The organism is Acinetobacter sp. MB5 (assembly GCF_003261585.1).
Lineage (GTDB): Bacteria > Pseudomonadota > Gammaproteobacteria > Pseudomonadales > Moraxellaceae > Acinetobacter.
The window spans coordinates 434,177-459,302 of record NZ_POVU01000002.1 but is presented as its reverse complement, the minus strand read 5'-3'; the positions used below and the strand labels follow the sequence as shown (position 1 = coordinate 459,302).

At 41.9% G+C, this 25,126-nt stretch carries 23 protein-coding genes and 1 other RNA gene; 15 read left to right on the top strand and 9 right to left on the bottom strand.

Annotated elements, in window-relative coordinates; genetic code table 11:
• Window positions 1-16: 16 nt before the first annotated feature.
• The gene (locus tag C1A47_RS04870) at window positions 17-523 is read left to right on the top strand and encodes a hypothetical protein (RefSeq protein ID WP_111892962.1); all 507 of its coding nucleotides are present in this window, start codon (window positions 17-19) and stop codon (window positions 521-523) included.
• Between the two features lie 52 nt (window positions 524-575).
• Here C1A47_RS04870 and C1A47_RS04865 read toward each other — a convergent pair whose 3' ends face one another.
• Window positions 576-1,112: a DOMON-like domain-containing protein gene (locus tag C1A47_RS04865; RefSeq protein WP_111892960.1), complete on the bottom strand. Its 537-nt coding sequence runs from the start codon at window positions 1,110-1,112 to the stop codon at window positions 576-578.
• A gap of 12 nt (window positions 1,113-1,124) precedes the next feature.
• Window positions 1,125-1,448 (bottom strand): ribosome assembly RNA-binding protein YhbY, encoded by a 324-nt coding sequence (yhbY, locus tag C1A47_RS04860; RefSeq protein WP_111892958.1) that lies wholly within the window; start codon window positions 1,446-1,448, stop codon window positions 1,125-1,127.
• Window positions 1,449-1,781: 333 nt separating this feature from the next.
• On the opposite strand from yhbY, the gene rlmE reads away from it, so the two are divergent.
• The 3 genes from rlmE (at window position 1,782) to folP (ending at window position 5,403) form a co-directional block, all read left to right on the top strand.
• A complete protein-coding gene (rlmE, locus tag C1A47_RS04855) occupies window positions 1,782-2,432 on the top strand; it encodes a 23S rRNA (uridine(2552)-2'-O)-methyltransferase RlmE (RefSeq protein WP_111893105.1) in 651 nt (216 codons plus the stop codon).
• 140 nt (window positions 2,433-2,572) lie between these two features.
• Window positions 2,573-4,468: an ATP-dependent zinc metalloprotease FtsH gene (ftsH, locus tag C1A47_RS04850; protein WP_111892956.1), complete on the top strand. Its 1,896-nt coding sequence runs from the start codon at window positions 2,573-2,575 to the stop codon at window positions 4,466-4,468.
• Window positions 4,469-4,539: 71 nt separating this feature from the next.
• A complete protein-coding gene (folP, locus tag C1A47_RS04845; RefSeq protein ID WP_111892954.1) occupies window positions 4,540-5,403 on the top strand; it encodes a dihydropteroate synthase in 864 nt (287 codons plus the stop codon).
• A 65-nt stretch (window positions 5,404-5,468) separates the two neighbouring features.
• Here the strand turns inward: folP and ssrS are convergent.
• The 3 genes from ssrS to C1A47_RS04830 all read right to left on the bottom strand — a co-directional run bounded on the left by ssrS (window position 5,469) and on the right by C1A47_RS04830 (window position 6,585).
• Window positions 5,469-5,654, bottom strand: a non-coding RNA gene (gene ssrS, locus C1A47_RS04840) — 6S RNA.
• A gap of 89 nt (window positions 5,655-5,743) precedes the next feature.
• Window positions 5,744-6,031: a cell division protein ZapA gene (locus tag C1A47_RS04835; RefSeq protein WP_111892952.1), complete on the bottom strand. Its 288-nt coding sequence runs from the start codon at window positions 6,029-6,031 to the stop codon at window positions 5,744-5,746.
• Window positions 6,028-6,585: a hypothetical protein gene (locus C1A47_RS04830; protein WP_111892950.1), complete on the bottom strand. Its 558-nt coding sequence runs from the start codon at window positions 6,583-6,585 to the stop codon at window positions 6,028-6,030. Before C1A47_RS04830 ends, C1A47_RS04835 begins: the two co-directional genes overlap by 4 nt.
• 64 nt (window positions 6,586-6,649) lie before the next feature.
• On the opposite strand from C1A47_RS04830, the gene C1A47_RS04825 reads away from it, so the two are divergent.
• The 6 genes from C1A47_RS04825 (at window position 6,650) to C1A47_RS04800 (ending at window position 12,872) form a co-directional block, all read left to right on the top strand.
• On the top strand, window positions 6,650-7,255 hold the full coding sequence (locus C1A47_RS04825; RefSeq protein ID WP_111892948.1) for a UPF0149 family protein: 606 nt from the start codon (window positions 6,650-6,652) through the stop codon (window positions 7,253-7,255).
• 53 nt (window positions 7,256-7,308) lie between these two features.
• The gene (pepP, locus tag C1A47_RS04820) at window positions 7,309-8,640 is read left to right on the top strand and encodes a Xaa-Pro aminopeptidase (RefSeq protein WP_111892946.1); all 1,332 of its coding nucleotides are present in this window, start codon (window positions 7,309-7,311) and stop codon (window positions 8,638-8,640) included.
• Window positions 8,641-8,650: 10 nt separating this feature from the next.
• Complete coding sequence (gene ubiH / locus C1A47_RS04815; RefSeq protein WP_111892944.1) at window positions 8,651-9,862, top strand: 2-octaprenyl-6-methoxyphenyl hydroxylase; 1,212 nt, start codon at window positions 8,651-8,653, stop codon at window positions 9,860-9,862.
• On the top strand, window positions 9,859-11,091 hold the full coding sequence (locus C1A47_RS04810) for an FAD-dependent monooxygenase (protein WP_111892942.1): 1,233 nt from the start codon (window positions 9,859-9,861) through the stop codon (window positions 11,089-11,091). Before ubiH ends, C1A47_RS04810 begins: the two co-directional genes overlap by 4 nt.
• A gap of 139 nt (window positions 11,092-11,230) precedes the next feature.
• The gene (locus C1A47_RS04805) at window positions 11,231-11,482 is read left to right on the top strand and encodes a hypothetical protein (RefSeq protein ID WP_111892940.1); all 252 of its coding nucleotides are present in this window, start codon (window positions 11,231-11,233) and stop codon (window positions 11,480-11,482) included.
• A gap of 103 nt (window positions 11,483-11,585) precedes the next feature.
• The gene (locus C1A47_RS04800; protein WP_111892938.1) at window positions 11,586-12,872 is read left to right on the top strand and encodes an MgtC/SapB family protein; all 1,287 of its coding nucleotides are present in this window, start codon (window positions 11,586-11,588) and stop codon (window positions 12,870-12,872) included.
• 15 nt (window positions 12,873-12,887) lie between these two features.
• Here C1A47_RS04800 and rsmI read toward each other — a convergent pair whose 3' ends face one another.
• Window positions 12,888-13,730, bottom strand: a complete 843-nt coding sequence (rsmI, locus tag C1A47_RS04795; protein WP_111892936.1) for a 16S rRNA (cytidine(1402)-2'-O)-methyltransferase — start codon at window positions 13,728-13,730, stop codon at window positions 12,888-12,890.
• A 90-nt stretch (window positions 13,731-13,820) separates the two neighbouring features.
• Between rsmI and C1A47_RS04790 the strand changes: the two genes are divergently transcribed.
• The 3 genes from C1A47_RS04790 (at window position 13,821) to C1A47_RS04780 (ending at window position 15,862) form a co-directional block, all read left to right on the top strand.
• A complete protein-coding gene (locus C1A47_RS04790; RefSeq protein WP_111892934.1) occupies window positions 13,821-14,222 on the top strand; it encodes a YraN family protein in 402 nt (133 codons plus the stop codon).
• 79 nt (window positions 14,223-14,301) lie between these two features.
• The gene (locus C1A47_RS04785) at window positions 14,302-14,967 is read left to right on the top strand and encodes a BON domain-containing protein (RefSeq protein ID WP_111892932.1); all 666 of its coding nucleotides are present in this window, start codon (window positions 14,302-14,304) and stop codon (window positions 14,965-14,967) included.
• Window positions 14,968-15,007: 40 nt separating this feature from the next.
• Entirely contained in the window at window positions 15,008-15,862 is an 855-nt protein-coding gene (locus C1A47_RS04780) for an alpha/beta hydrolase (RefSeq protein ID WP_227539731.1), read from the top strand.
• Window positions 15,863-15,864: 2 nt separating this feature from the next.
• Here C1A47_RS04780 and nudC read toward each other — a convergent pair whose 3' ends face one another.
• The 3 genes from nudC to dnaQ form a co-directional block, all read right to left on the bottom strand.
• Window positions 15,865-16,611 (bottom strand): NAD(+) diphosphatase, encoded by a 747-nt coding sequence (gene nudC / locus C1A47_RS04775; RefSeq protein ID WP_111892928.1) that lies wholly within the window; start codon window positions 16,609-16,611, stop codon window positions 15,865-15,867.
• The gene (locus C1A47_RS04770) at window positions 16,611-18,257 is read right to left on the bottom strand and encodes a chemotaxis protein (protein WP_111892926.1); all 1,647 of its coding nucleotides are present in this window, start codon (window positions 18,255-18,257) and stop codon (window positions 16,611-16,613) included. Before C1A47_RS04770 ends, nudC begins: the two co-directional genes overlap by 1 nt.
• 127 nt (window positions 18,258-18,384) lie before the next feature.
• Complete coding sequence (dnaQ, locus tag C1A47_RS04765; protein WP_111892924.1) at window positions 18,385-19,731, bottom strand: DNA polymerase III subunit epsilon; 1,347 nt, start codon at window positions 19,729-19,731, stop codon at window positions 18,385-18,387.
• 204 nt (window positions 19,732-19,935) lie between these two features.
• On the opposite strand from dnaQ, the gene C1A47_RS04760 reads away from it, so the two are divergent.
• Together C1A47_RS04760 and C1A47_RS04755 are read left to right on the top strand one after the other, a co-directional pair.
• The gene (locus tag C1A47_RS04760; protein WP_111892922.1) at window positions 19,936-23,199 is read left to right on the top strand and encodes a LysM peptidoglycan-binding domain-containing protein; all 3,264 of its coding nucleotides are present in this window, start codon (window positions 19,936-19,938) and stop codon (window positions 23,197-23,199) included.
• Window positions 23,200-23,287: 88 nt separating this feature from the next.
• Window positions 23,288-25,111, top strand: coding sequence for an extracellular solute-binding protein (locus C1A47_RS04755; RefSeq protein WP_111892920.1), 1,824 nt, complete (start codon window positions 23,288-23,290; stop codon window positions 25,109-25,111).
• Window positions 25,112-25,126 lie beyond the last annotated feature (15 nt).

Below are 25,126 nucleotides of genomic sequence, written 5' to 3'. Positions count from 1 at the left end.
AAAAAGGAGCTGAATCATGGCGACAAAAACAACGCTACAAGAAAAAACAGAACAACTTGAACAAGCCGCAACAGAAGTGAAGGCAAAAGTTGAGAAAAAAGTTGAAGCAGCAGAAGTTAAACTTGAGGAGGTGAAAGAAAAAGCTGCAGAGCAGGCTGCTGATATTGGTGCAGAAGTCAAAGAAGCTAGTGCGACTCTCCAAGAGCAAGTTAAAAAACTCAAAGAAGATTTTCTTGTTCATTTTAATGATTTTCGCGATAAATTTACTTTGTCACAAGATGACCTGATTGAATTGAAGGAAGTTGTGAAAATAGAATTTGCTTCTATTGTTGAGGAGTTTTCTAAATTAACGAAAGAAGTGAAAGAAGATGTCACTCAATTTTCTTCAAAGCATAAAGAACATGTTGCTGAAACAATACAGCGCACAAAAAGTAATGCTGTAGAGGCTTGGCATAAAGTTAAAGATACGGAAGAGAAAAAACCGACTGAAGTAAAGCCTGAGAAAGAAAAAGAAACTGAATAAGTGAAATCGTTTCTTTAAATAGAAAACGGGCATTTTATGTGCCCGTTTTTATTTAGAAAATATGTAGCCAATCGCGCTTATTGTGAAAGTCAGCTTGGCGACCACTATGTTGCATCGCGTAAAAATTTAAGCCTTTTGCTGTATCTAGAACAGCAGAAAGACCTATAAATAAGTCTTGCCATTTGAGCTGGTATTTTTGCATAAACAGGCTTAGATCAAGTGTAGCATTTAAACCGTAATGGGTACGCTGTAAGTTGACCAGTTCAATATCATACGCTGCTTGAGGTGGCATATCTTCTGGATAACGATATTCTTCAAATTGATAGCATTGCCAAGCTTGAGATGGAGACAGGTTTATTTCACGATAATAATCTTCATTTTTCACCCCGATAAATAACTCAAAACAGGTTTTTTCCCATAGAAAGTCATGGCGAGGGTGAGATGCTTGTAAGTCTGGCCAATGAATCAATTGTAGCGGGTCACGCAGCCAAAAGCCGATATTCAGGGTGTAAGGTGCCTGATATTCAATTGCACCAACCAATGAAATCTCATCAAGGCGATGAAAAGCTTGTAGCTCGTAACTTGCCATACAAATCTCTGATTATTTAGAAAGGTGAGCGTGGCGAACCAGATTAGATAGTTTTTGATTTTGTTTTGCTGCCTTTTTATAAAGCAGAACAATTTTACCAATCTTTTGTACAACTTCTGATTGTGTCGCTTGTGCAATCGCATCAGTAATCTCTGCACGAGCATCGCGGTCTTCACCCGCAATTTTGATTTTGATCAATTCGTGATCAGCTAAAGCACGAACTGTTTCTTCAATTACGCTGTCAGTTAAACCTTGACCACCAATCATAACAACTGGATTTAAGGCGTGACCAATTTGACGTAAACGTTTGCGTTCTTGAATAGATAACGTTGCCATGAAATAAACCTGATTTTGAAAAGCGCAACAGTATAGCAAATTGTACAGCGAACCGTATAAAAAACTTAGACCTAATCACATAAATGCATATTTTTTGATGATTAATTTTTTGAAAAAGTATGCTAAATTGTTTTTGTCAGTGGCTAAATCATCAAAAGATGAATATAAGCATTTTTTATTAAGGATAAGTTTAAAACATCAACAAGTTTTAAATTTCTCAGACTAACGATAAACAGCATCAGAAAAAGTCATGTGTTTCTATACAGATCAATACTGCAAGTAATATCTTTTTTTCGTACAATAGACAATTAATGTTTTTAAATATAGATGATTATGGCAACACGCATTACCAACCAAAAGCTGTCTAAAAGTAGTCGTGCGTGGATGAGAGAGCACTTAGATGACCCTTTTGTCAAAAAAGCACAAAAGGAAGGTTATCGCGCGCGTGCTGCATATAAGCTTCTTGAAATCCAAGAGAAATATAGAATTATCAAGCCAGGTATGACAGTTGTGGATTTGGGCGCAGCTCCAGGGAGTTGGTCACAAATCGCAGGTAAACTCGTCGGCTCAAAGGGTTTGGTTGTCGCTTCTGATATCTTGGAAATGGATGCTCTGCCAGATGTTACTTTCTTGCAAGGCGATTTTCGTGAAGAAGAAGTTTTCGAAAAATTGTTAAATATTTTAAATGGACGTCAAGTTGACGTTGTAATTTCAGATATGGCCCCCAATACATCAGGTAATAGGGCTGTTGATCAACCTCGTCAAATTTACCTTTGTGAACTTGCTCTAGATTTTGCGAATAAGGTTCTCGGGCCAAATGGGCAGTTTGTAGTTAAAGTTTTCCAAGGAACAGGGTTTGACGAGTTTCGTAAACAAGTTGTCGATAGTTTTGATGTATTGAAAACAGCAAAGCCAGCGGCATCACGAGCACGCTCAAAAGAAGTTTTTCTGATTGGGCAGGGTCGTAAGAAGACATCGCAATAAAGTTGACTTGCCAAGTCGATAAAAATTGTGCATGTTGTACAATTCAAGGCAGCTTGAGTGTGATGACTCGCTTGTTTGAGAATAGATCACCCTAGTAGTAGGGCATGATTAAATTAGATTGATGATATGGGAATAAAGCTTTGAGCGATCTCTTCAAAAACGCCGTGTTGTGGCTAGTGATACTTGGAGCACTGATATTAATTTTCAGCAATATCAGTGATCACAAGAAACCGTCAGAAATGAACTACTCTGAGTTTGTTGCTGCGGTAAACGCGGGCCAAATTAAACAAGTCACTATAGATGGCGAAAAAATCACTGGCGAAAAAAAGAACGGTTCAGATTTTGAAAGTATTCGCCCAGCGGTTCAAGACCCTGAACTTATGCCAAGTTTGATCAAAAACAATGTTGTGGTTGAAGGTACTGCACCACAGCGTCAAGGTGTTTTGATGCAACTACTCATTGCAAGCTTCCCTGTGCTTTTGATTATTTTGTTATTCATGTTCTTTATGCGTAACATGGGTGGTGGTGCAGGCGGCAAAAATGGCCCAATGAGTTTTGGTAAGTCTAAAGCCAAAATGCTTGCTGAAGATCAAATCAAAGTGACATTTTCTGATGTTGCTGGTTGTGATGAAGCAAAACAAGAAGTTGTTGAAATTGTAGATTTCTTGAAAGACCCTGCTAAGTTTAAACGTCTTGGAGCATCTATTCCTAAAGGCGTTTTAATGGTCGGTCCTCCAGGTACGGGTAAAACTTTGCTTGCTAAAGCAATTGCGGGTGAAGCAAAAGTCCCATTCTTTAGTATTTCGGGTTCTGATTTCGTTGAAATGTTCGTGGGTGTTGGTGCTTCGCGAGTTCGCGATATGTTTGAACAAGCTAAACGTCATGCACCATGTATCATCTTTATTGATGAGATTGATGCAGTGGGTCGTCATCGTGGTTCAGGCACAGGCGGTGGTCATGATGAACGTGAACAGACCTTAAACCAGATGCTGGTTGAAATGGATGGTTTTGAAGGTAATGAAGGAATTATCGTGATTGCGGCGACAAACCGCGCCGATGTTCTTGATAAAGCATTACTTCGTCCAGGCCGTTTTGACCGTCAGGTGATGGTTGGTTTGCCAGACATCAAAGGTCGTGAACAAATTCTTAATGTGCATTTGCGTAAATTGCCATCTGTTACGGGCGTTGATGTAAAAGTTCTTGCCCGTGGTACACCTGGATTCTCAGGCGCTCAATTAGCAAATCTTGTGAATGAAGCAGCTTTGTTTGCAGCTCGCCGTAATAAAAATACGGTCGATATGCATGATTTTGAAGATGCTAAAGACAAGATCTATATGGGCCCTGAGCGTAAATCAATGATCATTCGTGATGAAGAGCGCCGTGCGACTGCTTACCATGAGTCTGGTCATGCAATTGTGGCAGAAGTTCTCCCTGGAACTGATCCTGTGCATAAAGTTACGATTATGCCACGTGGTTGGGCGTTAGGCGTAACTTGGCAGTTGCCTGAGCAAGATCAAATCAGTAATTACAAAGACAAAATGCTAAATGAAATCTCAATTTTGTTTGGTGGTCGTATTGCTGAAGAGATCTTTATTAACCAGCAGTCTACAGGTGCTTCAAATGATTTTGAACGTGCAACTAAAATTGCACGTGCTATGGTGACCAAATACGGTATGTCGGACAAAATGGGTGTCATGGTTTATGAAGATGATAGCCAACAGTCTTTCTTAGGCAGTATTGGTAGCCGTACGATTTCTGAAGCAACTCAACAACAAGTTGATGCAGAAGTTCGTCGTATTCTGGACGAGCAATATAAAGTTGCATGGGACATTCTTGAGCAAAATAAAGAAAAAGCTCATGTGATGGTTAAAGCATTGATGGAATGGGAAACAATTGATCGCGAACAGGTACGTGACATTATGGAAGGCCGTGAACCACGGCCACCAAAAGTTTACGTTGCAGAAAATCCTGTATCAGATCTTGAACCGCCGAAAGATGGTCCATCAACACCTCCGCCATTACCTGCAATGAGTTGATAATTAAAAGAGTCACTTCGGTGGCTCTTTTTTATTTTAAACTAATTAAAAATTTGTTTTAGGATCGGGTTATGCAATACATTTCTTTGCCACAACGTCAACTTAGCTGTGGATCAAAGTTTTTAGATTTATCACAGCCACATGTAATGGGGATTTTAAATGTCACTCCTGACTCCTTTAGTGATGGTGGTTTGCATAACTCAAAGCAACAAGCCATAGATCATGCGATGCAAATGATTGTTGATGGTGCGACAGTAATTGATATTGGTGGAGAATCAACACGTCCAGGTGCAGCGGAAGTTGCGGTTGAGGAAGAGTTAGCACGTGTAATTCCTGTGGTTGAGGCACTATCTGATCAAGATGTGATTTTGTCGATTGACACTAGTCAACCTGCGGTGATGCGTGAGGCAGTACGCGCAGGCGCTCATATTTGGAATGATGTTCGTGCATTGACTCGTCCAAAAGCATTGGAAACAGCAGTAGAACTTCAGATTCCTGTGATCTTGATGCATATGCGTGGTGAGCCAACCACCATGAATCAGTTGGCAAATTATGAGCATGTCACGACTGAGGTTATGACCGAATTAAAACAGAAAATTGATTTGGCACAACAAGCAGGAATTGCAGCGGAAAATATTCTGATTGATCCAGGTTTTGGGTTTGCTAAAAATACAGCGCATAACCTACAACTACTCAATGAGTTATGGAAGTTGAATGAATTGGGCTATCCAATTTTGTCAGCATTATCTCGGAAACGTTTTATTGGTGCTGTTGTGGATGAGGTGGATGCAAAAGCACGTGCGGTTGGGAGTGTCGCAGCCCATTTGCTTTCTATTCAGCAAGGCGCATGTATGGTGCGTGCACACGATGTTAAAGCAACAGTCGATGCGATTAATATCTGGAAGGCAATGCAGAACTGGAAAGAATGGGAATAATAGATTCTTAAAAGAAAAGCTGGATATGGAAATTCAGCTTATTTATGTTCGCTACAATAGTAAGATAGTACTCCGAAGATGCCGCTGCATGTCGTTACCCTTGAACCCTAAAGTTCAAGGTGGACGCGACGCATACTTGCTGGGTTTCCTACTCTAAGGTAGGCATACGCTCTAAATACGCAGAACGCAATCCTAAAGTAATGATATCGGCTCAGGGGAATTCGACCCGCTGGCGAACATCTCAGAGACTATAGACAGTATAACCAATAACAAGGAGGATGCAAATTCCATAAGCCTCGTCATTGTTAAGTTGTTTTTCAAGTGTTGCGGATTTGTGCAGTTACTCGACCATTTCTTCAACTTCAGCCAGTAATGTGCTGAGAATTCGTTCGCAATGGCTATATTCTTGCAGTGATTTATTCAAAGCCAACACTTCCTGCATGAGTTCTAAAGCAACCATAATCACAAGTTTATGGTGTTCTGCTCGTGGAGCATTACGACGAAATTCTTGAAACTTTTCGTTGAGTAATTCTGTTGCTTTTTCTAGGTCAGCTTTTTGCTCAGAGGTTGTAGCAAGACGAAAGACCTGTTCAATAATACGTAACTCGACAGTAACTGCTTCACTCATGGCGAAGTTTCCTCATTTTGCTCTGCAGGATTTTCAAGTTGTTGAATTTCTTGCGTGTATTGATCTTGCTCCGTACCCAACACAGACAGACGGTGAATGATTGCTTCAACTTTGGATTTTGCCTGTTCATTTTTTTGAATGAGGCGTTCTTGCTCTTGTTTTAGCGATGTAATTTCCTGTTGAGCATGACGATAATCATTTTGCAGTTTTTCTTTAGTTACACGCAGTTCATTGCGCTCATTTAAGATTTCCTGAAAGCGATTTTTAAGATCAGTACAACTTTTTTCTAAGCGGTTGTAACGATCGGCTAAGGTGGTTGCATCTTGGTTGAGTTGTTTGTATTGAGATTGCAAGTTGCCTAAGTTGTCTTGCAACGTATTAATTTCATCTTGCTTTTTGGTGATGATGGCGTTTTTTTGCATTAATTGAGCATGATTTTGCTCATCACTTTGCTGTTTAGAAGCAAGTAAAGATGTATTTTCACGCTCAAAGTGTGCTAAACGGTTTTTCACTACCGCAATATGTGCCTGAAGGCGCTTTAATTCTTCTAACATAACGTGGTCGCACAGTGTTGCAAACAAAGGTAATATATACGAAGTATAGAGATTGGATAAACGAATGCAAGACGATATTTCTGGTTGGTCAGAGTGGGAACGTAATTTTTCTTCAGTTGAAGAGATTTCAAGCCCAAGTGAGTTACATGGCCTGTTGACAGGTATAGTTTGTGTGACTCTACCGCCAAGCCGTGAAGAATGGTTACAAATTTTAGAAACACTGAATGTACCCACATTAAACGAAGATGCGCTGATGCTTTTGGCTGATGAAGCTGAAGATGTGGCTCATGCATTGTCAGAAGATGAACTCGACTATTTACCTTTACTTCCAGATGATGACCATGTGCTTGAAGAACGTGTACAAGCGCTTGCTGATTGGTGTGCAGGTGTCGTTCTCGGTTTTGGTTTGGCATCTGGACATTTGCGTCAAGATGAAATGGAACTGATTGAGCATTTGCAAGAAGTTGCTGCGGTCGAGTTTGAAGATTCGGACAATGATGAAGAAGGTGAAATCAGTTATCAGGAGTTGTATGAGTTTGTACGCCTCATTCCTGTGAGCTTATCGATTGGACGTAAGAAGACAGAAGTTTCAGAAAGTTCATTGCTGCAAAAGAAACAGCAAAAAACGAGCACTGTTGTAGAAATGTTTACTCCACATCGTCCAAGTTAATTGGATGATGTGCATCACCTTATTCGCTTATTAGATTGATAAAGAAGAACATCATGAAATTGACTCAAATTGACTTTCAACAGCGCCGTGCACAACTGGCACAGAAAATGGGTGCAAATAGTATTGCGATTATTGCGACAAGTCCTGTGGCCTATCGTAATCGTGATGCAGATTATAAGTTTCGTGCAGATAGCAGCTTCTTTTATTTGACAGGATTTGCTGAGCCAGAAGCCGTTGCGGTGATTGAAACATTTGAGTCGGGTGATGAATATAGTTATAGCTTGTTTTGCCGTGAACGAAACCGCGAGCTTGAGATCTGGAATGGATATCGGGCTGGCATTGATGGCGCAATTGATGATTATGATGCAGATGAAGCTTATGCGATTGATCTGCTCGATGAAGAAATTCTTGAAAAACTGCTGAATAAAGACCGTCTCTATTATCGGATTGGTCATCAGGCCGAATTTGATGCCCGTGTCAGCCAATGGCTGAAAAAAGCAGATGCTCAGCAGCGTCAAGGGCATGGTTCTCCAGCACAAGTCGTGCAGTTGGATCGAATTGTCGATGAAATGCGTTTGATTAAATCAATGCAAGAAATTGAACTGATGCAGATTGCTTCCAAGATCAGTGCCAAGGCACATACACGTGCCATGCAAGCTGTTTATCCGGGCATGATGGAATATGCACTTGAAGCAGAGTTGAATTATATTTTTGGGCAAAATGGTTGTGTCCCATCGTATAACAGCATTGTCGGTAGTGGCGCGAATGGCTGCATTCTGCATTATGTCGAAAACAATCAAGTGCTGAAAGATGGTGATTTGGTTCTGATAGATGCTGCGTGTGAATATGAATGTTATGCCTCAGACATTACTCGAACATTTCCTGTCAATGGCAAATTCTCGGCAGAACAAAAAGCGCTGTACGAAGTTGTTCTGGCATCGCAATATGCTGCAATTGATGCCGTTAAAATTGGAAACTCATATCGTGAGCCACATGCGGTTGCAACCAAAATTTTAACCGAAGGTTTGCTCGATTTAGGTCTACTCAAAGGTGAGTTGAACGAGCTTTTAGAAACCGAAGCTTATCGTCAATTTTATATGCATGGTACAGGTCACTGGCTGGGTATGGATGTGCATGATGTGGGTGCATATAAAACCGCTGGTGAATGGCGTGCCTATGAAGCTGGCATGGTGGTGACGGTTGAACCTGGGCTTTATATTGCACCAGATGATGAAACTGTGGATGAAAAATGGCGTGGTATCGGCATTCGGATTGAAGATGATGTCGTAGCGACTCAGCAAGGCCCACGTGTGCTGACTTCAGATGTGGTCAAAGATATTGCGGATATTGAGCATTTAATGGCTGAAGCACGTTTGTCTAAATAGGAGTTCAAAAATGCAACAACAAGTGATTATTGTTGGTGGTGGTATGGTTGGACTCAGTTTGGCATTGATGTTGGCTAAGGCCAAGATTGAAGTCAAATTACTTGAGGCGATTCAATATCCTCAATTTGCTGAAGGGCAACAGGAAATTCCGTATCACTCTAGTTTTGATGCGCGAAATAGTGCCTTGTCACGTCGTAGTGTGCAGATTTATCAGCAACTGGGGTTGTGGGATGTGTTGCAACAGCATGCGACGCCTATTCTGCAAGTCCATATCACCGAGCAAGGCAGTTTTGGGAAGGCGCGTTTGGTGGCTGAACAGGAAAATGTCGAGAGCTTCGGACAGGTTATTGAAAATGCTTGGCTTGGACGAGTTTTACTGACTCAAGTCCGTCAGCAGCCTTTGATTGAATTGATCGATGGCATACAAGTGACTGCATTAACGCAAGATGTTGACCAAGTCACGATTCAGGCAAAACGTGGCGAAGAAGAACTTAAATTCACTTCAAAATTACTGATCGCTGCCGATGGTCGTGATTCGTTATGCCGTCAGGCACTCGGTGTGGGGGTTGATGAGCATGATTATGATCAGGTTGCGATTGTCACCACGGTACAAACGTCAAAACCGCATCAACATGTCGGTTTTGAGCGTTTTAGTCCTTTAGGCCCATTGGCATTATTGCCTTTACCAGGTGAATATCGCCGTTCAGTGGTCTGGCCTGTGAAAAAAGGCACAGAGCATGAGTGGTTGGGTGAGGAAAATGATCAGCATTTCCTTGATGCCTTACAGCAAACTTATGGTGATCGAGCAGGACGTTTTGAGAAAACAGGCAAGCGTTTCAGTTATCCGTTATCACAAGTACTTGCCCACCAACAAACGGTGGGTCGTGTGGTGATTATGGGGAATGCGGCACATACCTTACATCCTGTCGCAGGGCAGGGTTTTAACCTGTGCCTGCGTGATGCGGATGTGTTGTTGCGTTTTATCCGTCATCAGCTCGAAGTTTCTGATGACATTGGTGATGCGGAGATGCTGAAAGCCTATGAGCAATCTCGATTGAAAGATCAGCAACGTGTGATCAAGTTCTGTGACAGTGTTGTGCGTGGTTTTAGTAACAATAACCCTGTACTGAAAGTCTTGCGTAATGCAGGTCTGATTGCATTTGATATGGTTCCAGGGGTAAAACCTTTGGTGGCCAGTTATGCCATGGGGTTAAAAGCATGAGTCAATATGATGTCGTGATTATTGGTGGCGGCTTAGTGGGTGGCTTAACGGCTTTGCTCTTGGCACAAGGCGGTGTACAAGCGACAGTCCTCGATGCAGCACCCATTTTGGATGCAGACAAGGTGTTGGCTGAGCCGAATCCACGCGTGTTAGCGTTAAGCCATGCCACCATGCATTTGTTGCAACAAGTCGGCGTGTGGGAGCTACTGGCTCGGCATATGCCTTATACAGGCATGCAGGTTTGGAATCAAAATGGCTATGGCGAAATTAATTTTGGTCAGACCAGCGCAAATTTTCCAATTGCTGAGCAGTGGCTCGGCTCAATGGTTGAACCGAGTGTCTTGAATCTTGCGATTCAGCAAAAAATGCAGCAACAGATTCAGGATTATCGGACTCAAGTTCGAGTGGCAGATCTACAACAGCTTGCTCAAGGTTGGCAAATCACTTTGGCAGATGGTGAGATGTTGCATGCTAAGCTAGTGATTGGGGCAGATGGTGCTAACTCATTTGTACGTCATCAGGCACTGATTGGTTTAGACGTTCTGGATTATCATCAGGCTGCAATTAGCTGTGCGATTAAAACCACACAGCCGCATGAGTATGTCGCACGTCAGATTTTCTTGCCGACAGGCCCATTGGCATATTTACCGATGTGCAGTCTGAAACCTGAAGAGCAGGGTTACTGGCAGTCGATTGTTTGGACTTTGCCTGATGATTATGCTGAAGAATATCAGAAACTCGATGATGCAGCCTTTATGCAACTGCTCAATCAAGCCAGTTTGCATATGCTGGGCGAAGTCGTTGAGGTGACACCACGCGCAAGCTTCTCACTCAAAGCGCGTTCGGCTGAACATTATGTCAAAGCAGGTCTGGCTTTGATTGGTGATGCTGCACATGTGATTCATCCGTTGGCTGGGCAAGGGGTCAATATTGGCTGTTTAGATGCTGCTGTACTCTGTGATGTACTACTACATGATTTGTCCCGCGGTGTTTGGGCACATGAGCAAACGCTACGCCGTTATGCTCATTTACGCAAAGGACAAAATGAAGCCATGATGCATAGCATGTCAGCGATTGGTTGGCTTGAGAGCTCTGAATTTACCCCATTTATCTGGGTAAGAAATTTTGGGCTAAAACAAGTGCAAAAACATCCGCTTGCTAAAGATCTATTTATGCAGCAAGCCAGTGGTTTAAGTGCACTAAAATCGACCCGTTATGCAGTTTTGTGACTGGCCGATGTTTTTTTGTCTAAAAACTGAGAAATTTTTAAATTAACCTCTTTGCGATTGAGGAATAGATTGATACATTTCTCCCTAATTGTTAAATGCTGAAAACAGCTCACACAATGCATAATTTTGGGAGTTAGTCATGACGGACGAAATGAATAATTACGACGATGCAGAAGATGCAGTTGTCGATGATGATGAAGCGAAAGCCGCAGAAAAAGGTGCGAGTGATACTGAAAATAGTGTCAGTGATGTTGATCTTGCAGAAGCAGAAACTCTTACGGTGACTGCTAAACAAAAACAGCGTCAAGCATTAGAAGATGAAGTTGCTGCATTTTTAGCACGCGGTGGCAGAATCACAGAAGTTCCACCTGATGAAGGCGCAAACGATTAAGACGTAAAAAAGCACTAGTTGATCTAGTGCTTTTTTATTATCCAAATTCTAAAAAGAATGCTTCATAATGAGTGTGACATTATAAAAATAATCTGGACATGTTATGGACTTGCCTTTGCATACCTTGTATTCAGCCGTGGAATTTCAAGATTCGATTGCTGTGTTAGCAGCAGCTCTAGGGTGTGGTTTGCTGATTGGTCTGGAGCGTGAACGCCATCAATTTCAAGAAAAAAAAGAAGACTTCGCAGGACTACGCTCGTTTTGTCTCAGCGCATTGCTGGGCGTTTTGTGTTTTGCATTTGGTATCGAAATTGGTGCTATCGGTGCAATTTTGGTGGGTGGTTTCGCATGGCATTCGGTTTGGACTCAAAAAGATGATCAGGGTGTGACTACCGAACTGGCATTTTGTATGAGTTATTTTATTGGAGCGTTATGTTGGTGGAATATTGCGATTGCAGCGGGTGTTTCTGTTGCGGTGACCATTATTTTGTGGGCTAAGGAAGACCTGCATGGCATCGCAAGCCATTGGATTACTGAAACTGAACTGCGGGATGGTTTATTACTTTTGGCATTAGCACTGATTGCTTTGCCACTTATGCCCAATCAGCCATTATGGGGGCCTGTGCTCAACCCTTATCTGATTGTGAAATTACTGGTGTTGATTTTATCGGTACAAGCCTTGGCACATTTGGCGCAACGTCTATTTTCAAATCAGCAGGCTTTGATTTTCTCAGCTTTAGCTTCTGGGTTTGTTTCGAGTACTGCAACAATTGCAACGCTCGGAGTGAAGGTGCGTGCAGGGCAGGGTCATCCCGTACGTTATGCAGCAGCAGCACTCATGTCCTGTGTTTCCACGCTAATCGAGCTGCTATTGATTATTGCCAATAGCAGTTGGGTTTGGTTTAAGCTAATTTTGCTTCCATGTTTAATTGCAGGCACCGTTTTAGTTTTTGCGGCTCTTTGGCTTTTGCGTATAGGTGGGCATCAGGTACAAGAAAATATGGAAAGCCAGTCTATAGATTCACGGATGTTTAGCTTAAAACAGGCAGTTCTGATTGCACTGATTTTGACGTTAATACAAGTTGTTGTATATGGATTAGGCGTGTTACTGGGGCATGCAGGACTAATAGCAGGCACTGTTTTGGCTTCATTTTTTGAGATTCATGCTGCGATGGCCGCTGTGGTTTTACAAGGAGATCCAAGATCGGCACAAGGGAATATTTTGTTGTTCGCGGTCATGTTGGGGCTTTTGATGCATGCTTTTGCTAAAAGTATTAATGCAAGCCTATCAGGTGGTTGGAAATATGGATTGGCATTTGCGCCAGTACAAATCTTCCACATGTTGCTTCTAGTGATGTTGTTATGGGGGAGCATTCACTGGTTTGCGTAAATGCTCCCGTAGGGCTTAATCTTGCGCTTGAGTTAGTTCTAAAGCGCGCTGATAGGCAATTTTTTTCTTCATGCCTGTGAGATCAGCAACAATTTGTGAGGCTGCTTTAACAGAGACATCTTGTAGCAAGCGTAGTAGCCATTCATCAAGTTTCGCTTGGCTCAGGTCTTTCTCGGTCGCGGCTCCACCAATCACCAGTACAATTTCACCTTTTTGCTGGTTATGATCGCGTTCAATAAATTCAACCAATTCACCCAGCGTCATTTTCTTAATGGTTTCAAAAGTCTTGGTAATTTCTCGTGCAAAACCGACAGCACGATCTGCACCAAAAACTTCTTTCATGTCTTTGACACATTCTAAAATACGATGTGGTGCTTCATAAAAAATTAGAGTTTGTGTTTCGTCTTTGAGTTTTTCGAGTTGGCTGAGACGTTGTGAAGACTTGGACGGTAAAAACCCTTCAAAGCTAAAACGGTCGCTCGGTAAACCCACTGCACTGAGTGCTGCAATTGCTGCACATGCACCAGGGACAGGCGTTACACGAATACCATGTTCTTGAGCTGCACGAACCAATTTAAAGCCTGGATCGCTAATTAAAGGTGTTCCAGCATCGCTAATCAGTGCAAGGTTTTCACCATGTTTTAATTTTTCAATAAGTTGATGAATTTTATTGGCTTCGTTATGATCGTGACAGGCAGTGAGTGGTGTATCAATATTGAAGTGTTTAAGCAGTTGAGCAGATTGGCGAGTGTCTTCTGCTGCAATCAGACTCACAGACTTAAGGACTTCAATCGCACGGAATGTCATATCATCTAAGTGCCCAATAGGGGTTGCAACAACAAATAACTGAGCACTCATACATTCTCCGACACGATAACTAAAAAGCGTAGTTTACCTGATTTTTAGGTGTATCAGAGTGATTCATATAATTAGAGCTTATCATTTGATATGAAAAATAGTAATGCATTTGGAATTTGGGCAGAGCAATTGGCTCAGCTCCATTTAGAGCAGCAAGGGTTTCGTTTGCTTGTGCAAGGGTATTGCTGCCGTTTTGGTGAGATTGACCTGATCATGGTCAATGCTGAACAGTTACTTTTCATTGAAGTTAAGGCGCGCTCATCTAGGACATTTGGTGATGCGGTGGAAAGTATTTCTTTGAGTAAACAGCGCAAAATTATGCGTACTGCAGAACATTTTTTGCAACAGCATGTCAGTTATCAGGATTTTGCTTGCCGTTTTGATGTGATTTGTATCCAAACACAGCAACAAATTGCAAAAATGCTACAGCAAGACTTTTCTCAGCTCACTTATGATTTGGACTGGATTGAAGGTGCATTTACTTTAGATTGAGAGTTCATTAAGCTGTAACGAGACTACGAAGCAGATTATTGAAAGATAGAAGAAAATAGCGACGAAGGAGTTTTTCTGAGTGTCTAAGCGTATTGTATTGGCATTATTATGTGCTGCAAGTTTATCGGGTTGTGCAAGCTTTATTGCTGGAGAAACAGGAACGACCCCTGTGGGGACGCAAAGTGGTTCACGTTCGCTCGGGCAAATTGTCATTGATAAATCAATTGAACGTACCGCACTGATTAATTTATATAAGCTCGATGCTCGCTTTAAGCAGGCACGTGTCAATATTAAGAGTTTTCATAGCAGTGTGCTGTTAACAGGGGAAGTGCCTGACGAGCATTTGAAACAACTGGCAGAAGATAATCTCAAAGCCATGAGTGATGTAAAATCGGTGCATAACTACATTACTGTTGGTAATCAGGTGAGTTACTCAACAATTATGCAAGATGCAGCAGTTACGGCAAATACTCGTGCACTCATTGCCAAGGCTCCTGTCATTTCAGACAGCAAAGTTCTGGTACATACAGAAAATGGCGTGTTGTATGTTATGGGACGTTTGAATAATGGTGAAATCGCAGACTTAAACAGTGTATTATCGCAAGTTGGGGATGTGACTAAAATCGTAACTTTAATTGATAATATTGACCCATCCAGTGTTCAACCAAGTGTGCAAACGCCTGTTGCGGTCGACTCCAATAACGTTCCACCAACAACGGCAACTGCTACACCTTATAATGAATAATATCTGATTTATGCCGATTTCATTTAATACGTTTCAAAGTATGCAACGTCTAATCAGTCAGGGTAAACAAAAACTGGCTGATTTTCGTTTTTATGATTTAGCCAGTCAAACTTTAAACCGCTGTACGCCACGTAAAAGTTTTAAACTCAAACATCATCTGGCTTATGGTTTAAAAGCACGCCAGCGTTTAGATTTGTATTGTGCGCAGCAGCCACGCCAGAGCCGACCACTTTTGGTTTTTGTACATGGTGGTTCTTGGGCACATGGCAATAAAGATGATTATGTCTTCCTTGCGGAAAGTTTCACGCGAGAGGGTTTTGATGTTGCCATTTTAAATTATCATTTGGCACCACAGCATATTTTTCCAAGTTATATTGATGATTTGGTGCTGGCACTCAATTATTTGCACCAACAGCAGGTCGATCTGAAGATTTCAACGGAAAACTTGGTGTTAATGGGACATTCGGCGGGTAGCTTTAATGTGATGTCGGCGATCTATCATCCACAAAGCTATGATCTGGCTTGTCGAGATGGAATTCGTGCTGTTGTGGGAATTGCTGGGCCATATCATTTTGATTATAAAGGCGATCAATATGCTGAGCCTGCTTTTGATATTGGGGTGCCTTATCAGCAGGTGATGCCATATTATTTTGTAGAATCGAACTCAATTCGCCACTTTTTATTATTGGCTGAGGCAGATAACTTGGTCGGTGATTACAATACCTACGATATGCACCGCCGTTTAAATGAAGTGGGGAATCATAGTGAAGTTTTTGTGATCCCTCGAACGGGGCATATTACCATTATTGCAACAGTATCGAGCTGGTTTAGTCGCTATTTTCAAACTAAAGCCGTAATTCTCAAACAACTGAACCAACTCTTTCCACCACGCTAAATTTAGAGTGCTTGCCCTTGAGTGATATGCATAATCATGCGGTAAGCAATGCTGCCTTCATGTGGAATTTCAGGAAGTTGATCAAAATGGAAAAATTGAGCATCCTGAATTTCTTCTTCTTGAAGCTGAATGTCACCATTGTCATATTCGGCATGAAAAGCGAGCATCAGGTTACTTGGAAAGGGCCAAGGCTGGCTTGACAAGTAACGCACATTTTTCACTGTTACCCCAACTTCTTCCAGAGTTTCACGAGCAACAGCTTGTTCTAGAGTTTCACCAACTTCAACAAAACCTGCAATTAAGCCATACATGGTTTTTTGACGGACTGATTTTGCCAGCAAGAGTTGGTCAGAACCTTTGGTGATAATGGTAATGACGCAAGGTTGAATACGTGGATATTGGTGATAACCGCATGTAGGGCAGACCATACAATATTCAGTAGCATGAGCATGAGTTTTTTCGCCACAATGACTACAGAAACGGTGGTTTCTGCGCCATTCGAGGAGTTGCATGGCACGGCTGGCTTGCTCAAACTCTGTGGTCGACCATTGGGTAATGAGTTGACGAATAGGTAGAAGCTGGAAACCTTCAGGAATCGCTTCATCTTCTTTAAGATCTCGGGCGATCACCTGATCTCCCGAGCTAAAAATTAAATCACTTGCCAATTTCTCAACTTTTGGAAGCTGTAGATTTTGGTCGACTAACAACTGTTGATTTTGAAAAATATAAGCAAGTGATAATTCAGACATTAGGCTACACTTTTTAGTTTTTGGCTACTATTAAAGGCAACATCAAACATGCGGTACATGATTGGATGATGCTGATGAATTGTGTCAATGAGCATATCAGCACTTGCGCAAACATCCAAGATGTCTTTAATTTGATCAGCTTCAAGCCCTTTTTCTGCTTCAACTTGTTGCTCAATAAACGTCGCACAGTTCATAAATGCATGATAAAGGTTATCGTATTGCAATAAGAACAACACCGCTCCTGCAATTTCTTTAAATTGGCTAGCCAGATTTTCAAGCAGCATGTTGTCTTGAGATTGTGCGTATGTAATTACACTTTGACTGGATAGATCGACTAGTGCTTTAAGCTCGGTCACTAACACTTTATAGGCATTATCTAGGCGATCAAGGGCAATATTTGGATTGTGGACAGGATATTGTAATAGGTTTGAACGATATTGACGAATTAGCAAACCTAAATCATTGAGTGCTGTCAGTAAGCTATTCATGATGGATTGGGTGAGTGATTCATCTTGAAAGTCATGTGCAGAATGAAGACGTTTAAGCTGTTCGGCAAGCTGCTGGCTAATTTCAGTTAAATTTAAAATGCTTAATGTGTTACATACATTCAGCAATTGTTGCTTGATTTCGGCTGTATGCTCGTCATTGAATGTCATGTAATTAAATTCAATGTCTTTACGAATCACTGTAATTTCATCACTCAGCAGGTTGCATACAGTGTGCATGGTTTCCTGATTAGGACCAAATAGTTGCTTACGATACAAATACAACTCTGAGTCAGACAAAATTTCATCACCAATGCTCAATTGCTGACGTAGATAATCAGAATGCTGATTATCTTGTGTGATACAGAGCGTGAGAATGTCAGACATGTCACTTGTAGATGGCATGAAACCGAGGGGTTGTGCTAAAAACTGAGCAATTTGAGTTTCAAGATTAATCAGAACTCGTAAGCGTGGTTCAGTCACTAACGTATCGCTTAGATGTGTGAAAACAATGCGAACCAAGTTCCAATATTGTTCGCTTTGTGTTTGCTGTGCAATACCAGAAACGTAGCTACCCACCAGTTTAAAGCCTTCAAAATCTAGTTTTTGTGCTTTGTTGGTCAATAACTTTAATAAACAGTTTTTGTAGAGGCGGTGGATATGGTCACTTTTTTCAAGTGCCGTTTCTACAGGAAGATTAAGTTCAGGTGAAACACAGTCGAGTTCTTTTTGAACCTGATAGCCTTCACGAGTAAGTGGCTTGTTCAATGAAAGCTCAAGTTGATTCAGGCTTTGCAATAAAAACTGCGGAATAGAAACCTGTTGGACACAACTGAATTCAATGTAGCATTTTAAGGTTGTAACACCTTCACTCAGATGCTGAATATCGCTAGTAATAATCTCTTGAGGGTTACTCATGATTTTGCGCATGAGCTCAGCACTATATTGAGCAATCTGAGCAATATCAGGAAGATCAATCAGCAACAGGATTTGAGAGCATTGTTCAAGTTGGAGTAAGGCATCATCAATACCAAAAGGCAATTGTTGTTCTTCAACCAGCGTTGCAACTGCGGATTCAACAAGTTTAATTGAGTTATCGACCTCATTTTTTATAATTAATAATGCGGTTGGATCAAAATGAATCGAGGTTTGGTAAGACATAAATCTGCACCTGTCCTGTAATTATGCTGTGTCTTGTCGCAGTGAGAATTAAGCCACTGATGTTATTTACAATAATATAACTGAAAACAGTGGCAGTGAAAGCGCTTCCCTTCATGAAAATGGTAATTTATTTAGCAAATAAACAGGGTTCCCCATTTTTTTCCTGATATTGCTTCACCCAGTTTTCATGTGCTTCATTTTCTTCAGCAGAAGGTAAAATCACAGGAAGCGTAACATCAAATTGTACCCGACGAATAGAGGTACTGTTTTGTTGATCATTATGTGACAAGGCATCCATATCAAAGGAAACTTGTCCACCCGTCATGGCGAGATAAACGTCAGATAAAATCTCGGCATCGAGTAAGGCACCGTGGAAGGTACGGTCACGTGCAGGAATTTCATAACGACGAACAAGAGCATCGAGTGAGTTCTTTTGTCCGGGATGCTTACTTTTGGCTAAGGCTAGTGTATCAATCACACCACAGACTTCAGAAAGGGCAGGTAAGCCAACTTTCCGGAATTCCATGTCGAGGAAGTTCATATCGAAGCTGGCATTATGTGCAATGATTTCTCCACCGTGTAAATAGTCAAAAAGCACCTGAGCAATTTCGGCATATTTAGGTTTGTCGGTGAGGAACTCATCGGTAATACCGTGGACTTGTACTGAATCTCCCACAGGCTTTTCAGGGTTGATGTAAATGTGAATCGAGCTGCCAGTGAGTTTGCGATTGATCATTTCAATTGCACCAACCTCAATGATGCGGTCGCCATCTTGGTAATAAAAACCTGTGGTTTCTGTATCGAGAATGAACTGACGAGGCCCATGCTGTTCGATGGTTGCCGTTGTAATTTTAATTTGTGGGTGTGAGTTTGCTATTTCAGTTTGAGTTTCTGGCATTGATTCATCTGCCAAAACTGGCTCGTTTGAAAGGTCTGGTTCAATGACATCCTCACTGCCGAAGTCCAAACCAAAGGGGTCATTTAGCAGCCAGTCTGTGGTTTCAGTTGCAGGCTTTTTTATATCTTGCGATTGAGCAGGTTGTTTTAGTTTAGCGGCAGTTTGGTCTGCGCCGCGATTGGCTAACTGATCGGCTTTTTCGTTACCAGCATGTCCAGCATGTCCCTTAATCCAGTTCCATTCAATGTTGCGACCTGCGCAGGTTGCATCTAGCAATTTCCATAAATCAGGGTTTTTGACATCTTTCCAGTTCTTCTTTTTCCAGCCGTGAATCCATTCGGTAATGCCTTGTTTTACATAGTTGGAATCTGTCCAAATGATCAGGTTGGCTTCTTTAGGGCAAAACTTAATGCCTTCGATAGCAGCGGTGAGCTCCATACGGTTGTTGGTGGTTTCAGCTTCGCCACCGCAAATTTCATGCTGGATTTCATCCTCTAAAATATAGGCTCCCCAACCACCTAAACCAGGATTGCCACGGCAAGCGCCGTCTACGTAAAGTGTGATTGTTTGTGACATGATACAAAACCCAAACTTAGTGAACTGCAAAAATACCTTATTCTAACGCGCAAAATAGCTGGATTCAGTAATCACTGAACATTTTTTAATTTCTTGTAACATTTATATGAAGATCAGCGTAGGATTGAGCCTTGTGTGATAGACACGCTTAAATACAATGCTATGTGAATATTGCAAGTCTCACGATTTTGTTTGGAACCCTATATGTTTAAACCTACCACAGCATTGTGGCAACTTTCCGCACCGCAAATTTTTAAAATTTCTTTTTTAAGTTCTACAGTTGCTGCAATCGCTTTAACTACGGGATGTAGTTCGGCAACAACAACACAAATGCCAAATAAATCCAAACAAGTCGGTTCTGATTACTTAGATGCAGATTCACTAGACTCTTTACAAGATTTACTTTCAGCAACAGATATGAGTGCGGTGGAAGGGGATCGTCTACAGGTTTTAAAACATGGTGATGTGTGGAAGCGCATGACAGTCGGTTTTAAAATGGATGAAACACATTGGGACCCACGTATTGAGGCGCAGCGTAACTGGTTTGTATCGCGTCAGCCTTACCTAAACCGCATGAGTGCGCGTGCCAGCCGATATTTGTATCATACCGTTAAAGAAGCTGAACGCCGTGGTATGCCAACTGAATTGGCCTTATTGCCTGTGATTGAAAGCTCGTATGACCCTGCGGCAACCAGTTCAGCCTCTGCAGCTGGTTTGTGGCAGTTTATTCCAAGTACAGGTCGTATTTACGGATTACAGCAAAGTGGAACGTATGACGCACGTCGTGATGTTGTCGAGTCTACTCGTGCTGCTTATGAATTTTTAGGCAGTTTATATAACCAGTTTGGTTCTTGGGAATTGGCACTGGCCGCATACAATGCAGGCCCTGGGCGTGTTCAACAGGCAATTAACCGAAATCAGGCACTGGGTTTACCAACGGATTATTGGTCGTTGAAATTGCCGCAAGAAACCATGAACTATGTACCACGGTTTTTGGCGGTTGCTCAGATTGTGAAGAATCCAAGAGAGTATGGGGTCAGTCTGCCGCCAATTGCGAACCGTCCTCACTTTAGAGAAGTCAAAGTTGCAGCAGGCGTGTCATTGGATGCTATTGCAGCAACCGCAGGTTTAAGCCGTACAGAATTATATTCGCTTAACCCAGGCTATCGTGGTGATACCATCGACCCTGCAAGCCCTGGACGAATTTTAATTCCATCTGACATCAGCCCAGTGATTGATAAGCGCTTATTGGCATTAAAATCAAGTTCGGGTTCGGGTGGGTTCTGGGCAAGTAATAATACGACCACTTCAAGTCGTGATCAGGTATTAACACCAACGCATACAACACCACCAGATATTCAGAATAATACAACCGCAGCTGCAATTAGTCAGCCGAGTAGTAATGTTTCAGTCAGCACAACTGCACGGAGTACATCGACAAGGAATTCGGTTGGGGGCAGTAGTCGTATGCCAACGCCTAAAGGCGCGGATGCATTGGCAGCATTTGCGAATAATGCTGATGTTCCAAGTGCACCACGTATTCCAGTTGCGGTGACGACAGCGAGTAATGTTAAAAAACCAATTTCGATTGAGCCGCCAATTTCTGATGCAGAAAAAGATCGGATTCAAACTGAAATTAAACAGCAAGATGAGAAGGCAGAAACACTGGCAAAAGTGTTGCAGCCAGTAGCATCCAATGCTGAAAAACAGCAAGTTGTTGACGAGATTAAAGCGATTGCGCCTGCTGGAACAGAAATTGTCGATCCGTATGATGGTAAGATTAAGCTGACAGCGATTCAAACCAGTTTGTCAGTCGCAGAGAAGCAAGGTAAAGAAGTCAGTAAAAGCTTCTCCTATCCGAAAGAGTTAGCAGAATCAGTTTCTCCAGATTCAGAAGATGCGAAACGTAACCAAGGCAAAAATGTTGTTAAGACCGACACGGATGTTGTGGTGGTTGCACCTAAAGGCAAGCGCAGTAACTATAAAGTCATTGCAGGTGATACTTTAGCCATTATTGCCATGAAAAATGGAGTGTCGTGGCGAGATATTGCTAAATGGAATCAGATTGATCCAGATGCACCATTGTTTGTGGGAACAGTATTGTATTTATATGATGCAAAACCGCAACAGCAGGCAAGTGCGAGCAGCAAATCAACACGCCCAGAGAGTTATACAGTCAAGCCGAATGATAGTTTGACAGCAATTGCAGATCAGTTTGGTTTAAGTCTTAAAGATTTGGCAGATTGGAATAATCTTTCATTGTCTAGCAATTTAATGGTTGGTCAGAAGTTGACGTTGAAACAACCAGCAGAAAGCAAAACAGCCGATACCTCAACTGCTCGTAACAAATCAGTTAAGATTAAAACCAAAAGCTATAGCGTGAAACGTGGGGAATATCTCAAAGTCATTGCTGATCGTTATGGCTTGTCGGTACAGGAGTTGGCGGATTTAACACCAGGTTTAAACATTAGTAGTAATGTATTGGTTGGACAAAAAATCAATGTTCCTCTACATGAAGTGAGCCAAAGTGAGGCTGATCAGCCAACTGCTGAGAATGACAGCAAGTCAGTTAAAACTGAGAACTATAAGGTTCAAAGTGGTGATTCACTGGGTGTGATTGCAAGCAAAGCCAATATGTCTGTAACAGATTTAGCCAAACTGAATGATATTAAAGTTGATGCGCCAATCATGGTTGGACAGCTTCTGAAAGTCCCAGCAGGCTCAATGACGTCTGAAACAACAGTGTCATCGAGTAACGGCACAAAAACACCTGAATACTATACGGTACAACGTGGTGATTCAGTCGGTTTAATCGCAAGTAAATATGGTATTTCACAAGATGACTTGGTTGAGTGGAATAGTTTGGGTAAATCACTGAATATTTATCCAGGACAGCGCCTTAAATTGATGGGTGATTCAAGTTCTAGCAAAGTGAGTGATGATGTTGCGGACACACCAGATACCTACACGGTAAAACGTGGCGAAACATTAATCAGTATTGCCAAGAAATATCATTTGCAAACTAAAAATATTGCTGATTGGAATAACTTATCTGTTTCAAGTCAATTACGTGCAGGACAAAAACTGCAACTGACGGATGAAAATCAGAAAAAATCCAATACCAAATCTTCAGTAGTGACGACCAAAGTAAAATCCAGTGATACTGCAAATACTGAAAGTTATGCGGTGAAATCTGGTGAGTCACTGAACGCGATTGCACGTCGTTATGGTTTAAGCACCAAAGATCTGGCAGATCTAAATGATATGAGTGCAAAAGCGGGTTTACGTCTCGGTCAGACGATTTTGGTTCCAAAATTGACCACGACTTATAAAGTCAAATCTGGAGATTCACTCATTCGTATTGCCAATAAATACAATATGGACGTGAAGCAACTGGCACAAATGAACAATATAGAGCCAGATGCACAACTGCGTTTAGGAACGACACTGCAAGTGCCAAACTCATAAAACAAAGACCAAAAATCCCTCGACAGAGGGATTTTTTCTATAATAAAAATACAGTGATTGTGCTGTGATTATTCAAGGTTGAAATTGCGTGAAATTTGCCTATTGGGGAAGTCTGTTACTCTTATTAAGTTCAAACTTACAGGCTCAGTTACAGACGACAAATTATATTGCTATTCGGACACAGCCGTTATATAGCCATGCGTTCAATATGCCTTATGCCAATCCGAATGCACCCAAAGGCGGTTATCTGATTCGTCCAAGCAATGGGACATTTGATAATTTAAACAGCATGAATGGTAAGGGGAGTGAAGCTGATGGTGTGAACTATCTGTTTGATAGTCTCATGTCGAATTCACTGGATGAGCCTGGCGTGATGTATCCGCTTTTGGCTGAAAAAGTTACCTTTGACCCTGAACATACCCAGTTTGTGATTTTTCAGCTCAATCCCAAAGCCCGTTTTAGCAATGGTCAGCCTGTTACGGCGCAAGATGTCAAATTCAGTTTTGATACCTTCCAGACCAAATCCAATCCTGGTTTGCAAATGTATCTGGCGGATCTGGAAAAAACCGAAGTGCTATCCAAATATCAGGTGAAGTGTACTTTTAAATCAAAAAATAACCCTGAAATGCCTTCGATCTTGGCCAGTATGCCGATCTATTCACAAAATGATTGGCGACATAAAGATTTTACCCGTGTAATTTTGGATCCGATTTTAGGTTCAGGTCCTTATACCATTGCTCGGATTGATCCGGGGCGAAGTATTACGTATCAGCGCAATCCCAATTACTGGGCCAAAGATCTACCTGTGAATCGTGGGCGCTATAACTTTAATCAACTGAAGTATATTTACTACCGTAATTTGGATATTGCGTTTGAAGGCTTTAAGTCAGGGCAATACACCTTGCATGAAGAATTTACTGCACGTAAATGGGTGACACAATATAACTTTCCTGCCTTTAAAGCAGGCTTGGTAGTGAAATACCGTTTTCAGCACCATAACCCGATTACGGCACAAAGTTTCATGTTCAATACGCGTCGTCCACCGCTCAATGACATTCGCTTTCGTCAAGCCCTTACTTATGCTTATGATTTTGAATGGCAAAATAAAGCCTTGTTTTATGGACAGTATCAACGCTTACAAAGTTATTTTGCCAACAGTGAACTGGCTGCGACAGGACGACCAAGCGCCGCAGAACTGACTATTTTAAAACCATGGTTGCCAAAGCTTGACCCTGTGATGCGTCAAGGTGTACTGACAAACTGGAAATACTCCGTTTCCGATGCCAGTGGTTTCAACCGTAATAATTTACTGATAGCACGACAATTGCTCCTCAAGGCAGGCTATCGCTTTCAAAATCAGCAATTGTTGGATTTAAAAGGTCGACCGATTCACCTTGAGTTTTTGATTCATCAGGATGGTTTACAACGTACCTTGATGCCCTTTGTCAGAAATCTCAAAAAATTAGGCATTAGCGTGAGTATTCGTCAGGTGGATGTGCCACAGTATTTGGAACGGATGCGCCGTTATGATTATGACCTGACCACAGGCGGTATTCCGCAAGGCTTGACTCCGGGCAATGAACAATTCCAAATGTGGGGTAGTGCCGCAGCCGATCAGGTTGGGAATTATAATTATTCAGGCATTAAAAATCCTGCCATCGATGCAACGATTCAGCATTTGGTACAAGCGCCTAATCGTCCGCAATTGGTGCTGTATACGCGTGTACTCGATCGCTTGTTGCGTGCAGGTTATTATCAGATTTTGACCTATGGTAAAGGTGAAAACTGGTATGCCTACTGGAATATGTATCGCCAGCCAAGCGTCAAGCCAAAACTCTCTGCGGGAATTGATTATTGGTGGGCTGATCCGAAGCAAACCCAAAAGATCACCAGCTATTTGCGCCAGCACTAAAACAACAAGGAGTGC